This window comes from Kluyvera chengduensis (assembly GCF_044197065.1).
Lineage (GTDB): Bacteria > Pseudomonadota > Gammaproteobacteria > Enterobacterales > Enterobacteriaceae > Kluyvera > Kluyvera ascorbata_C.
In genome coordinates this window covers 180,522-192,661 of the sequence record NZ_JBIQOI010000003.1, presented here as the reverse complement: position 1 = coordinate 192,661, position 12,140 = coordinate 180,522, and the positions used below count along the sequence as shown (strand labels likewise).

At 57.9% G+C, this 12,140-nt stretch carries 8 protein-coding genes; 4 read left to right on the top strand and 4 right to left on the bottom strand.

All coding sequences use genetic code 11. The annotated features are described in order from the left end of the window. Window positions 1–242: 242 nt before the first annotated feature. Both ACH1XZ_RS11885 and yicI read left to right on the top strand, forming a co-directional pair. The gene (locus ACH1XZ_RS11885) at window positions 243–1,637 is read left to right on the top strand and encodes a glycoside-pentoside-hexuronide family transporter (RefSeq protein ID WP_395595729.1); all 1,395 of its coding nucleotides are present in this window, start codon (window positions 243–245) and stop codon (window positions 1,635–1,637) included. 11 nt (window positions 1,638–1,648) lie between these two features. After that, the gene (yicI, locus tag ACH1XZ_RS11880) at window positions 1,649–3,967 is read left to right on the top strand and encodes an alpha-xylosidase (protein ID WP_395595728.1); all 2,319 of its coding nucleotides are present in this window, start codon (window positions 1,649–1,651) and stop codon (window positions 3,965–3,967) included. 213 nt (window positions 3,968–4,180) lie between these two features. Here the strand turns inward: yicI and ACH1XZ_RS11875 are convergent, their stop codons facing one another. After that, window positions 4,181–5,857 carry an AsmA family protein gene (locus ACH1XZ_RS11875; protein ID WP_395595727.1) on the bottom strand — a complete coding sequence of 559 codons (1,677 nt, stop codon included), beginning with the start codon at window positions 5,855–5,857 and terminating at the stop codon, window positions 4,181–4,183. A 119-nt stretch (window positions 5,858–5,976) separates the two neighbouring features. After that, window positions 5,977–7,368: a nucleobase:cation symporter-2 family protein gene (locus tag ACH1XZ_RS11870; RefSeq protein ID WP_395595726.1), complete on the bottom strand. Its 1,392-nt coding sequence runs from the start codon at window positions 7,366–7,368 to the stop codon at window positions 5,977–5,979. Window positions 7,369–7,652: 284 nt separating this feature from the next. On the opposite strand from ACH1XZ_RS11870, the gene gltS reads away from it, so the two are divergent. Then, window positions 7,653–8,855, top strand: a complete 1,203-nt coding sequence (gene gltS, locus ACH1XZ_RS11865) for a sodium/glutamate symporter (RefSeq protein ID WP_395595725.1) — start codon at window positions 7,653–7,655, stop codon at window positions 8,853–8,855. A 138-nt stretch (window positions 8,856–8,993) separates the two neighbouring features. Here gltS and glpK read toward each other — a convergent pair whose 3' ends face one another. Beyond that, window positions 8,994–10,502, bottom strand: coding sequence for a glycerol kinase GlpK (gene glpK / locus ACH1XZ_RS11860; protein ID WP_395595724.1), 1,509 nt, complete (start codon window positions 10,500–10,502; stop codon window positions 8,994–8,996). Window positions 10,503–10,523: 21 nt separating this feature from the next. Next, on the bottom strand, window positions 10,524–11,372 hold the full coding sequence (locus ACH1XZ_RS11855) for an MIP/aquaporin family protein (protein WP_395595723.1): 849 nt from the start codon (window positions 11,370–11,372) through the stop codon (window positions 10,524–10,526). A 421-nt stretch (window positions 11,373–11,793) separates the two neighbouring features. On the opposite strand from ACH1XZ_RS11855, the gene zapB reads away from it, so the two are divergent. Next, entirely contained in the window at window positions 11,794–12,039 is a 246-nt protein-coding gene (gene zapB, locus ACH1XZ_RS11850) for a septal ring assembly protein ZapB (RefSeq protein ID WP_115073675.1), read from the top strand. Window positions 12,040–12,140: the final 101 nt, after the last annotated feature.

The window sequence follows — 12,140 nt, the reverse complement described above, 5'->3', positions numbered from 1 at the left end:
TCAGTTACCACATCTTTACTTACATTTTCCGCGAACTTTTTTATATCTGTCGCACGGTATGGATAGAAATATCTGCAAAATCCGCAAGTTACACTTAGTCACACTCTACCCACGAATCCAGATCACAGAAATCAAGAAACATAATTTGATAACGAGATATCGCAATTCACCTTATGGAGCGGATGGTTTAAAAAATGTGTAACCGGTACCAACGTGGCTTCGGTGCGAAAAGGGTTTGAAAGATGAAGAGTGAAGTATTATCTGTCAAAGAGAAGATCGGCTACGGAATGGGCGATGCCGCCAGCCATATCATTTTCGATAACGTCATGTTGTACATGATGTTCTTCTATACCGATATCTTCGGTATACCCGCAGGTTTTGTTGGCACCATGTTCCTTCTGGCGCGCGCGCTGGACGCTATCTCCGACCCGTGCATGGGGCTGCTGGCCGACCGTACCCGCAGCCGCTGGGGCAAGTTCCGCCCGTGGGTGCTGTTTGGCGCGTTGCCGTTCGGCGTGGTCTGCGTGCTGGCCTACAGCACCCCGGACTTCAGCCATAACGGCAAACTGATTTACGCGGCGATCACCTACACGCTGCTGACCCTGTTCTACACCGTGGTGAATATCCCTTACTGCGCGCTGGGCGGGGTTATCACCAATGACCCGACGCAGCGCATCTCGCTGCAATCCTGGCGCTTCGTGCTGGCGACGGCGGGCGGTATGCTCTCTACCGTCTTAATGATGCCTCTGGTGAATTTGATTGGCGGCGACAATAAAGCGCTGGGCTTCCAGGGCGGTATCGCGGTGCTCTCGGTAGTGGCGTTCCTGATGCTGGCCTTCTGCTTCTTCACCACCAAAGAACGCGTGGAAGCGCCGCCGACCAATAACTCCATGCGTGAAGACCTGCGCGACATCTGGCACAACGACCAGTGGCGCATCGTCGGCCTGCTCACCATCCTTAACATCATGGCGGTCTGCGTTCGCGGCGGCGCGATGATGTATTACGTCACCTGGATTATGGGCTCCCCGGCGCTGTTTACCGCCTTCCTCACCACCTACTGCGTCGGCAACCTGATTGGCTCGGCGTTAGCCAAACCGCTGACCGACTGGAAATGCAAAGTCAGCGTCTTCTGGTGGACCAACGCCATTCTGGCGGTGCTGAGCCTGGCGATGTTCTTTGTCCCGATGAGAGCGGACATCATGATGTTCGCCTTCATCTTCGTGATTGGCGTTCTGCACCAACTGGTGACCCCAATTCAGTGGGTCATGATGTCCGACACCGTTGACTACGGCGAATGGCGCAACGGTAAACGTCTCACCGGCATTAGCTTCGCGGGCACGCTGTTCGTGCTGAAGCTCGGCCTGGCGCTGGGCGGGGCGATGATTGGCTGGATGCTGGCCGGCGGTGGTTATGACGCTGCGGCCAAAGTGCAGAACCCAACCACCATCAGCATCATTATTGCCCTGTTCACTATCGTACCGGCTATTTGCTACCTGCTGAGCGCCGTCGTGGCGAAGCGCTTCTACACCCTGAAAACGCCGTTCCTGGTCAAGATGATGGCCGAACTGGCGAGCGGTGCGCACCGCAATCAGCAGGATTTTGAAAACGTATCTATGAAACAATCTCTCGAGAATTAAGAGGACGAACTATGAAGATCAGTGATGGAAACTGGATGACCCAACCGGGTCTCAACTTGATTCATCCGGTCCAGGTGTTTGATGTTGAACAGCATGGGAATGAGCTAGTGGTGTACGTGGCACCGCGCGATGTACGGGAACGTACGTGGCAGTTGGACACGCCGATGTTCACCATTCGCTTTTTCTCTCCTCAGGAAGGCGTGGTTGGCGTGCGTATTGAGCACTTCCAGGGCGCGCTGGATAAAGGCCCGCACTACCCACTGAACGTGCTGAAAGACGTGAAGGTGCAAATCCAGAACACTGCTGAGTTTGCCGAGCTGAAAAGCGGCAACCTGAGCGTGCGGGTCACCAAAGGCGAATTCTGGTCGCTGGACTTCCTGCGCAACGGCGTTCGCATTACCGGCAGCCAGCTGAAAAATAACGGCTACGTGCAGGACAGCAACGTCGATCGCAACTACATGTTCGAGCGTCTGGACCTTGGCGTGGGTGAAACCGTGTACGGCCTGGGCGAGCGCTTTACCGCGCTGGTGCGCAACGGCCAGAACGTCGAAACCTGGAACCGCGACGGCGGCACCAGCACCGAACAGTCTTACAAAAATATTCCGTTCTACCTGACCAACCGCGGCTACGGCGTGCTGGTGAATCACCCGGAAAACGTCTCCTTCGAGATTGGCTCTGAGAAAGTCTCCAAGGTGCAGTTCAGCGTTGAAGGCGAGCATCTGGAATACTTCGTTATCGACGGCCCAACCCCGAAAGAGGTGTTGAACCGCTATACCCAGTTTACCGGTCGTCCGGCGCTGCCACCGGCCTGGTCCTTCGGCCTGTGGCTGACCACCTCGTTCACCACCAACTACGACGAAGCGACGGTGAACAGCTTTATCGACGGTATGGCGGAACGCGACCTGCCGCTGCACGTCTTCCACTTCGACTGCTTCTGGATGAAAGCCTTCCAGTGGTGCGACTTCGAGTGGGACCCGGTGACCTTCCCGGACCCGCAAGGCATGATCCAGCGCCTGAAAGAAAAAGGGCTGAAGGTCTGCGTGTGGATTAACCCGTACATCGGCCAGAAATCTCCGGTCTTCCAGGAGCTGAAAGAGAAGGGCTACCTGCTCAAACGCCCGGATGGCTCCGTCTGGCAGTGGGATAAATGGCAGCCGGGCCTGGCGATTTATGACTTCACCAACCCGGAAGCCTGTCAGTGGTACGCCGACAAGCTGAAAGGTCTGGTGGAGATGGGCGTCGACTGCTTCAAAACCGACTTTGGCGAGCGCATCCCAACCGACGTGCGCTGGTTCAACGATGCCGACCCGCAGAAAATGCACAACCACTACGCCTATATCTACAACGAGCTGGTGTGGAACGTGCTCAAAGAGAACCTCGGCGAGAAAGAAGCGGTGCTGTTTGCCCGTTCCGCCTCGGTGGGCGCACAACAGTTCCCGGTGCACTGGGGCGGCGACTGCTACGCCAACTACGAATCGATGGCGGAGAGCCTGCGCGGCGGTCTGTCTATCGGCCTGTCCGGCTTTGGTTTCTGGAGTCACGACATTGGCGGCTTCGAAAACACCGCCCCGGCGGATGTCTACAAGCGCTGGTGCGCCTTCGGCCTGTTCTCCAGCCACAGCCGCCTGCACGGCAGCAAATCCTATCGTGTGCCATGGGCGTACGACGAAGAGTCCTGCGATGTGGTGCGCTACTTCACCGAAATGAAGTGCCGCATGATGCCGTACCTGTATCGTCAGGCGGCGCTGGCCAACGAGCAGGGCACGCCAATGCTGCGCGCCATGATGCTGGAGTTCCCGGACGACCCGGCGTGCGACTACCTCGACCGCCAGTACATGCTCGGCGATTCGCTGGCGGTAGCGCCAGTGTTCACCGAGGCGGGCGACGTGCAGTTCTACCTGCCGGAAGGCCGCTGGACGCACCTGTGGCACAACGACGAGGTGCAGGGCAGCCGCTGGCATAAACAGCAGCACGACTTTATGAGCCTGCCGGTGTACGTGCGTGATAACACCCTGCTGGCGCTGGGTAATAACAACCAGGTGCCGAACTACGCCTGGCATGAAGGGACCGCGTTCCAGCTGTTCCATCTGGAAGACGGCCGTCAGGCGATGTGTGAAGTGCCAGCGCAGGACGGTTCGGTTATCTACACGCTGACCGCGAAACGTCAGGGTAACGTGATTACCGTGACGGGCAACGGCAAGGCAAGCGGCTGGACGCTGTGCTTGCGCAATATTCAGCAGGTGGCAGGCGTGCAGGGCGGGGCGCAGGCGGGTAGTGAACTCGGCGTGGTGGTGACGGCGCAGGGTAATGAGTTGGTGATTACGCTTTAGTATTGAGGGTTCCCCCTCACCCTAACCCTCTCCCCGCGGGGGAGAGGGGACGGATTGTGCAACTGGCACGTGTGGTTTCCTCCCTCGCCCCTTTGGGGAGAGGGCCAGGGTGAGGGGAGCCCTCGCACGATCTCTCTTGTAGCCTGGCCAAGCGCAGCGCCGCCGGGGCGGCTCCGAGCCAACCCCGGGGTCGGCGTAAACGCCTCGCCCGGGCTACTTAATCATGCCGCCCAGCATCTGCTGGGTGACTTCCTGCTTATCCATATTCACCGCATGCAGCTGCCCGTTCACCGTCGGTTTGAGCGGCGCATCGGCTTGCACATTCCCGCTCGCCGTCAGTTGAACATTCCCATCGCCGGTAATCGGCAGCGTTGGCCATCCCCATTGCTGGAGCACGTTCAGCGGCACGCCTCGGCCGTTCAACGTGACGCGAGTCTGGCGCTGTGGTTGCTGCGCAACGGTAGCGGTGGCTTCCAGAATGCCTTTTTCGGTAAAGGCGCTCAGCTCGGTGATATTAACGTTTGAGGCATCGGCGTTCAGCGTCATTGACGGACGACGCACGTCGATGCGGTTAAAGGTTGCCGCCGCGCCGTTCAGCGTCGCGCTGCCGCCCCAGACGCCCCACTGGCGGTTTTTGGCTAACTGAAGATTGGCGCCGTAGCCGTCCAGCGCGGTGATCTGCCATGGGAAATCAGGGTCGATATCAATCACCAGGTTACGGCTGGCACCGAATTTCTTCAGGGTTACGCTTTGCAGCCACGGCGGAAGCTGTTCCATCCACAGCGATTTCCAGTTCTCCGGCAGCGTATATTCCAGCCCGGCGAAGACCGCATCGTCCAGCACCAGCGCATTCCCGGCGCGCAGCCAGTTACCGGAACTGCGCACCATGCCGCCTTCCCAGCGTGAGGTGAACTGACGCAGCGCAATGCCCTGCGGTGAGAATTCAGCGTTGAGGATTGGGTCGAGCAGATGCAGCGAGCCGTAGATAAACTCGCTGGCGTTCATTGAAATTTTACCGTCATCGCTCTGCCAGCCGCCCTGGCTGAGGGTCAGGTTGCGCAAGTTGAGGTCGAGGTCGGTCACCGCCCAGTCCGGGCCTTGCAGTCGCGCATCGGTGATATCAAGCCGGCCAATCTGTAACGACGGCACGGTGGTGAGCGGCGCAAGGAAATCGAGCAGCGACTTGTCGCTCTGCATGCGAATTTCGTTAAGACGCAGATTATCCACGACCCAACTGCCGTCGCTGTTGCGCCGTGCGTTGCCGGTGAGGGAACCGCGCGCCATATCGGCGCCGACGGTGGTTAATGTGACCTCGCCGTTGTCGAGGGTGCCTTCAATCAGCGCGTTGGTGGCCGGGATGCCATTAAGCGACAGCGAGCCTGCGCTCATCTGAATCTGGGCTTTGGTGCCCAGCACGTTACCGGCAACCGGAGCCCAGGGTATCACGCCGCCGGAGACGCGCTGAGCGCTCAGCTCCCAGCCGGTTTCCGGGCTGTTCAGCGCCATATTGTTTAGCTGCAAGCGGTCAGCGGCAAACGGCAGCGGGGCGTTAGACGGAGAAAGGTTCAGCGTGCCGTCTTGCAACAAAATGGTATCGACGTGCAGCGGGTCGGTTATCTGGCGCGAACTCAGGCCGATATCCACCGCTTTGGCGACCAGCGTTGCGGGCTTGCCGTCGCGGCCAAAGGTGACGTTTTTCAGCAGGATATGAGAAGGCGAAGAAAAGCGATGGTCCATCGCGTCAAACGTCACGTGGTACGGGGTGCTGTCGCTCAGCCACTGGCTAACGTGACGTGCGCCCCAGCGCGTTTGCAGTAAGAAATAGAAGGCCAGGATCACCAACAACAGGGCGATCAACAGCCAGATAATGAGCTTTCCAAGAAATTTCATGATCTTCCGTCCTGAGAAGGGCACATAAACCTGTTATGCATGATTTATGCGCATTCCTCAAGGCGGGAATCGTATTATTCGATGTCAGCGGCAGTGGCGAAACCACTGCCGCGAAGGGATTACGCTTTTTCCGGCGGGAAGACCAGGTTGAGGATAATCGCGGTGATACCACCGGCGGCGATGCCGGAAGAGAGCAGGTTTTTCAGCCAGTCCGGCGCGAACTGCAGGATTTGTGGCTGCTGGGACACACCCAGACCGACGGCCAGCGACAGCGCGATAATCAGAATCGCACGACGGTTCAGCGGCTCACGGGAGACGATGCGCACGCCGGAAGCGGCGATGGTACCGAACATCACCAGCGTTGCGCCGCCGAGTACCGGCTCAGGGATGTGCTGCACAAAGCCGCTTACCGCCGGGAACAGGCCGAGCACGATAAGCATCAGCGCCACCACGAAGCCCACGTAGCGGCTGGCAACGCCGGTCAGCTGGATCACGCCGTTGTTCTGCCCGAAGCAGGAGTTCGGGAAGGTGTTGAACACCGCTGAGACGCAAGAGTTCAGACCGTTTGCCAGCACGCCGCCCTTCAGACGCTTCATATAAACCGGGCCGGAAACCGGCTGCTCGGAAACGTCAGAGGTGGCGGTGATGTCACCGATGGTCTCGAGGGAGGTAATCATAAATACCAGCATCAGCGGCAGCAGCAGGCCCCAGTCGATGCCCAGGCCATAATAAAGCGGCGTTGGGATGGTAATCAGGCTGCTGTTCGCTGGCGCGGCGTTCTCCGGCAGCATGCCGAGGAACCACGCCATCAGGTAGCCTGCCGCCATGGCAATCACCAGAGAGGCGATGCGCAGGTACGGGTTACGCTGGCGGTTAAGCAGAATAATGATGGCCAGCACGATCCCTGCCAGCAGCAGGTTTTTCGGCGCGCCGAAGGTGTGGTCTGCCATCGCCGCGTAGCCGCCGCCGATGGAGGTCAAGCCAACCTGAATCAGCGACAGGCCGATAATCATCACCACCACGCCGGAAACCAGCGGTGTAATCACGCGGCGCGCCAGATGCAGCACGCGGGAGATAACCATTTCGGTGCAGCTTGCCAGCATCAGGGTGCCGAACAGCGCCGCCATCATTGTGGGTACGTCCGCGCCACCGGTTTTCAGCGCCGTGCCGCCCATGATTAACGGGGCGACGAAGTTGAAGCTGGTGCCCTGAATCGACAACAGGCCAGAACCTACTGGGCCCCAGGCTTTAATCTGAATGATGGACGCCACGCCGGAGGCGAATAACGACATGCTGATAATGTGCTGAGTGTCTTCCGCTGGCAGGCCAAGCGCCTGGCAGATGAGCAGCGCGGGGGTGATCACCGCAACAAACATCGCCAGCAGGTGCTGAAACGCGGCGAACAGCGTCTGCGGCAGCGGTGGACGATCTTCCAGACGATAGATTAATTCGCTGTTCTGCGAATGCGCAATCGGTTGCGCATTGGCTTGATCGAGTGTGTTAGAAGACATCTCAGAGGTAATCCCGTGGTGGAAAAGTGGCGATTTTAGCGGACTGGCTGGTAAAAGCAATCGGTTGCTTTCACTGATGGCATATTATTGCGGAAAATAGCCGCGCAAAATAAGGGGTTTTGCCGGAGTAAGTTAACGAAAATGATGACAAATAATACGTTTTTCTACCCTAATCACCTTTTTCTTGCTTACACTTTTGCTCGACGCCTCATGAGGAGGCGTGAACGACATGGGAAATTGGTCGCGTGTGAATGAATCATGCGTTTTAGTCAGGAGCTGTAATTATGTTTCATCTCGATACTTTATCGACGCTCGTTGCCGCAACGCTGGTGTTGCTGCTAGGACGAAAACTGGTTCAGAGCGTTCCCTTCCTTAAGAAATACACCATCCCCGAGCCCGTTGCGGGCGGCCTGTTGGTCGCGCTGGCGCTGCTGGTGCTGAAAAAGAGCATGGGCTGGGAAATCGACTTTGATATGAGCCTGAAGGACCCGCTGATGCTGGCGTTCTTCGCGACAATCGGCCTTAACGCCAATATCGCTAGCCTGCGTGCGGGCGGCAAGGTGGTGGGGACGTTCCTGATTGTAGTCGTTGGGCTGCTGCTGCTGCAAAACGCGCTGGGCATTGGCATGGCGAAGCTCTTAGGCCTCGACCCGCTGATGGGGTTGCTGGCGGGCTCGATTACCCTCTCCGGCGGTCACGGCACTGGGGCGGCGTGGAGCAAGCTGTTTATCGAACGATATGGCTTTGAAAATGCGACGGAAGTGGCGATGGCCTGCGCTACCTTTGGGCTGGTGCTCGGTGGCCTGATTGGCGGGCCGGTGGCGCGCTATCTGGTGAAACACTCGTCGTCACCGGATGGTACGCCGGACGATTTGCAAGTGCCGACGGCGTTTGAAAAGCCGGACGTGGGGCGCAGCATTACCTCGCTGGTGCTGATTGAAACTATCGCGCTGATTGCCATCTGTTTGACGCTGGGTAAAGTCATTGCGCAACTGCTCGCCGGTACGGCGCTGGAGCTGCCGACGTTCGTCTGCGTGCTGTTTGTCGGGGTGATCCTCAGCAACGGCCTGGCGCTGATGGGCTTTTACCGCGTGTTCGAGCGAGCGGTGTCGGTGCTGGGCAACGTCAGCCTGTCGCTGTTCCTGGCGATGGCGCTGATGAGCCTCAAGCTATGGGAACTGGCGGATCTGGCGCTGCCGATGATTGTGATTCTGGCGGTGCAGACCGTGGCGATGGGCCTGTACGCGATTTTCGTCACCTACCGTCTGATGGGCAAAAACTACGATGCGGCGGTGCTGGCGGCGGGTCACTGCGGCTTTGGCCTTGGCGCAACGCCAACGGCGATTGCCAATATGCAGGCGATTACCGAGCGTTTCGGGCCGTCACATATGGCGTTTCTGGTGGTACCGATGGTGGGGGCGTTCTTTATTGATATCGTCAACGCGCTGGTGATTAAGCTGTATTTGATGCTGCCGATATTTGGCTGAAATAAAAATGCCGGAGATAGTCTCCGGCATTTTTTTGCCTGATGGCGCTACGCTTATCAGGCCTACAAACGGATGCCGTTCGGTTCCCTCTCCCCCGTGGGGAGAGGGCTAGGGTGAGGGGGGCATACCGTGCGACACTTACCCTTCGTGATCTTCCCACGCTAACGCGCGTTTCACCGCTTTCTGCCAGCCACTGTAGCGGTAGTTACGCTCGGTGGTTTCAATCCCCGGGCGGAACTCGCGCTCAATCACCGCTTTTTCCTGCAGCTCATCCAGGTTCTGCCAGAAGCCGACCGCCAGACCGGCCAGGTAGGCCGCGCCGAGCGCGGTGACTTCACGCACTTCCGGACGCTCAACGCGAGTGCCTAGAATGTCGGACTGGAACTGCATCAGGAAGTTGTTGGCGACCGCGCCGCCGTCCACGCGCAGGGCGTGCAGACGAATGCCAGAGTCTGCCTGCATCGCTTCCAGCACGTCACGGGTCTGGTAGGCGATGGATTCCAGCGTAGCGCGAATAATGTGGTTCGAGTTCACGCCGCGGGTCAGGCCGAAGATGGCTCCGCGGGCATACGGGTCCCAGTACGGTGCGCCGAGGCCGGTAAAGGCCGGTACCACGTACACGCCGTTGGTGTCTTTCACCTTGGTGGCGAAGTACTCGGAGTCGAACGCGTCGCTAATCAGTTTCATTTCGTCACGCAGCCACTGAATGGACGCGCCCGCCATGAATACCGCGCCTTCCAGCGCATAGTTCACTTCACCGCGTGGGCCGCAGGCGATGGTGGTCAGCAGGCCGTGGCTGGAGGCCACCGCTTTCTCGCCGGTGTTCATCAGCATAAAGCAGCCGGTACCGTAGGTGTTTTTCGCCATCCCTTCTTTCACGCACAGCTGGCCGAACAGCGCCGCCTGCTGGTCACCGGCAATCCCGGAGATAGGAATACGCGTACCGCCTTTACCGCCAATGTTGGTCTGACCGTACACCTCGGAAGACTTGCGCACTTCCGGCAGCATGGCGCGCGGGATATCCAGCGCGTCCAGCATCTTGTCGTCCCACTCCAGCGTGTTGATGTTGAACAGCATGGTACGCGAGGCGTTGGTGTAGTCGGTAACGTGGACGCGCCCCTGGGTCATTTTCCAGATAAGCCAGGTATCAACGGTACCAAACAGCAGCTCGCCGCGTTTCGCACGCTCGCGGGAGCCTTCGACGTGGTCGAGGATCCACTTCACTTTGGTGCCGGAGAAGTACGGGTCCACCACCAGGCCGGTGGCTTTGCGCACGTACTCTTCCATGCCGTCACGCTTCAGTTGCTCGCAGATATCGGCGGTGCGGCGGCACTGCCAGACGATGGCGTTGTAAATCGGCTTACCGGTTTCACGCTCCCACACCACGGTGGTTTCACGCTGGTTGGTGATACCGATAGCCGCAATCTGGTCAGAGCTAATGTCGGCTTTCGCCAGCACTTCGACCAGCGTAGAGCTTTGGGTGGCCCAGATTTCCATTGGGTCGTGCTCAACCCAGCCTGGCTTAGGATAAATTTGTTCGAATTCGCGCTGTGACACGCTGACGATGTTGGCGTCATGATCCATAACGACGGCGCGGGAGCTGGTGGTGCCCTGGTCGAGCGCAACGATATATTTTTTGTCAGTCATAATGAACGTTCCGTAGTCAGTTTACAGCGAAGCATTTTGTTGGTTCTGGCTGGAGGCCGCCTTCGGCGCTTCAACCTCGCAGGTGTCGCACGGCAGGTGACGACCGATCAGCTTGCGATAGCTGAACGCCCCCAGCGCTGCACCTACTATTGGCGCACACAGCGGCACCAGGAAGTAAGGAATATCTTTGCCGCCGGTGAAGGCGACGTCGCCCCAGCCCGCCAGCCAGGCGAAGGTTTTCGGTCCGAGGTCACGCGCAGGGTTCATGGCAAACCCGGTCAGTGGGCCCATAGACGCACCGATAACCGCAATCAGCAGGCCAATCAGCAGCGGTGCCAGCGGCCCGCGCGGAATGCCGTTACCATCGTCGGTGAGCGCCAGAATCACGCCCATCAGGATAGCGGTAATCACCATTTCTACCGCGAATGCCTGCACAAAATTGATATGTGGGTTCGGGTAAGTCGAGAAAATACCGGCCAGTTCAAGACTTTCGACGCTGCCGCGCACCATATTGTGCGTGTGTTCGAAGTCGAGGAAAAGATTGTAGTAAAGCCCGTAGACCAGCGCGGCGGCGCAAAACGCACCGGCAAACTGAGCCACGATGAACGGTACGACTTTGCGCCCGTCGAAGCAGGCAAACAGCCAAAGTGCAATGGTCACTGCCGGATTAAGGTGCGCGCCGGAAACCCCAGCGGTCAGGTAGATGGCCATCGCCACGCCCAGACCCCAGATGATGCTGATCTCCCACTGGCCGAAACTTGCACCCGCAACTTTCAGCGCCGCAACACACCCCACGCCGAAAAAGATCAACAACCCGGTACCAAGAAACTCTGCGATGCACTGGCCTTTTAAGGTTGATGTTTGGCTCATAATCGGAATCCTGAAGACTAATTGATGATTATTGTGTACATGAGCGTTCGGGACACTCATGTTGCCATGTAGGCATAGTGTTAATTTATCGTTAACGAGCGTAAACGAGAAATATCGAAATCGAAATGTGTGTACCGCGTCAAGAAATGAGCGTTTTCGCGCCAAAAAATGAACGTTTTCGGAACGAAAAGTGTGAGGAAGGAAACATTCTTGTGGCTAAACATTTAACAATTTAATCAGAATGGACGCTAACGCTCCAGGATGAGACCGAAAATTGCGGACAACCGCAATCTACAGGCTCTGGCGCTGGACAGTCGCGGCGGGGCTCCATACAATCGACTGCAAGCCGTGCGCTTATTTAAGATAAGGCGTCGCCGGGGTTCCGGGACGATATCAACGCCTTGCAAGATCAGGAGAGGTTATGACGATGTCATTAGAAGTGTTTGAGAAACTGGAAGCGAAAGTTCAGCAGGCGATTGATACCATCACGCTGTTGCAGATGGAAATCGAAGAGCTGAAAGAAAAGAACAACACCCTGGCGCAGGATGTACAGTCTGCACACCAGAGCCGTGAAGAGCTGGAGCGTGAAAACAACCAGCTGAAAGAACAGCAGAGCGGCTGGCAGGATCGTCTGCAGGCGCTGCTCGGCCGCATGGAAGAAGTTTAATTCCATTCCTCCCCGGGCGGTTTTTTAACGGCCTGGGGATGTTCTTCCCCCCTTTATCTCCTCCCTGAGTGATTTCGAGCAAACGCGCATTTCGTGTCTCC